Source organism: Planktothrix sp. FACHB-1355 (assembly GCF_014748295.1).
In the GTDB taxonomy this organism is placed as follows: domain Bacteria; phylum Cyanobacteriota; class Cyanobacteriia; order Cyanobacteriales; family Aerosakkonemataceae; genus Aerosakkonema; species Aerosakkonema funiforme_A.
Genome location: NZ_JACJUP010001343.1, coordinates 1 through 1,689, shown reverse-complemented (window position 1 = coordinate 1,689; position 1,689 = coordinate 1). Strand labels below are relative to the sequence as shown.

At 40.6% G+C, this 1,689-nt stretch carries 1 protein-coding gene; it reads left to right on the top strand.

The annotated features are described in order from the left end of the window. Window positions 1-23: 23 nt before the first annotated feature. On the top strand, window positions 24-1,689 hold a 1,666-nt coding region (locus H6S82_RS32220), incomplete at its 3' end, for a hypothetical protein (protein WP_199318014.1).

The window sequence follows — 1,689 nt, the reverse complement described above, 5'->3', positions numbered from 1 at the left end:
ATCAACCCGGAGAGAGTGTTAATTTGATTGATGCTAAGGTTTTTGATGAAAATGGAGATTTGGATAAAGTAGAGTTGTACTGGTTAAAAGATGGTACTGAAATCAAACATGATACGATCGCTCAATTCACGGTGAATGAGGACTGGGCGACATTCAACTATTTTTGGACGCCTACCACACCTGGTAATTATCAAGTCAAGGCGATCGCTTACGATAAATATGGCTACAATCACCCACAAGAAAGCCATCACAGCAACGAATTTATTAAAGATATTCGGGTAAATTCACCACCAGAACAACTGCAATTCAGGATTGACAGGAATCTCTATAACGCTGGCGAACAGATTAGCATTACGGATGCTAAAGTATATGACGCCGATGGTTTTAGCGACTTAAGTAAAGTGCAGTTTTGGCTGAAAAAGGATAATGGTGAATGGTCAGCAAGTAATCCCATCGCTAATTTTAGTGATTTGCAACAAAACTGGGGTGCATTTAACTACGATTTGCCTAAAGAGGTTGGTAATTATCAGTTAAAAGCAGTTGCTTACGATAAAACAAATGCTGTTAGTAATGAGGTGATTCAAAGTTTTAGCGTTCTCCAAAAACCAGATGTGCTACCACCTGTAATTAACACACCACCTGAATCTCTGCAATTTAACTTACTACCATCTTACACGATCGGTCAACCAGTCAGCATTAACGATGCTAAAGTTTTCGATAACAATGGAGAAAATGACCTGCAAAAGGTGACTTTGGAGTTATTCAAAAATAACATTAGTTTCGATCTGCAGACTGTCAATATCGTGGATGATAATAATGGTGCAGACGGTTGGGGAACTTTTAATTATTCCTGGAGTAATTTACTAGAAGGAAATTATCAGTTAAAGGCGATCGCATACGATCGCTCTGGCCTTGACGCTCAAGCGAGCCAAATATTTTCCGTCGTCGGCCAACCTCCGGTATCAATAATTAACTCACCGCCAGAACGATTGCAATTGAACTTATTGCCATCTTACACGAGCGAGCAAACAATTACCTTTCCGAATGCCAAGGTATACGATGAAAATGGCGAGAGCGATCTGGACAAAATCAGTTTAGAGTTGTACAAAGATAACGTAAAATTGGGCAATTATACTGTCGGAATAGTCGATAACGGTATAATTGGAGACAATTGGGGAACTTTTAATATTTCATTCAATAAGTTAGAGGTGGGAAATTACCAGATTAAAGCGATCGCATACGATAAGTCCGGCGCAACTGATACCGAAACTACTCACTTTACGATCGATCTTCCACCCAATAAACCACCTGAATCTTTGAACTTCAGCATTTTACCTCTTTATACAACAAATGAAAAGATTAGCTTCAGGGGTGGGAAGGTTTCCGATCCTGATGGTGCTAGCGATATAGCTAATGTATATTTTTGGTTGGGAACACTGGATGGGAAAGGTTTTGGCGTTGGAGATGTTAAACAAAGTTTAAGAGCGGATCGCTCGGACAGAGCTAGGTTTGATTTCAGTGTAGATTTGAAATCGAAAAACTTAGCACCGGGGCGCTATCAGTTGTGGGCGATCGCGCAAGACAAAGCGGGAAATTACAGTACGCCAGATGTTGAATATTTCTCGGTGATTACAGATCCTGGGGGGAGTGGGCTATCAGATTCGGTAAGGTTGGCAATCGCAGATTCAA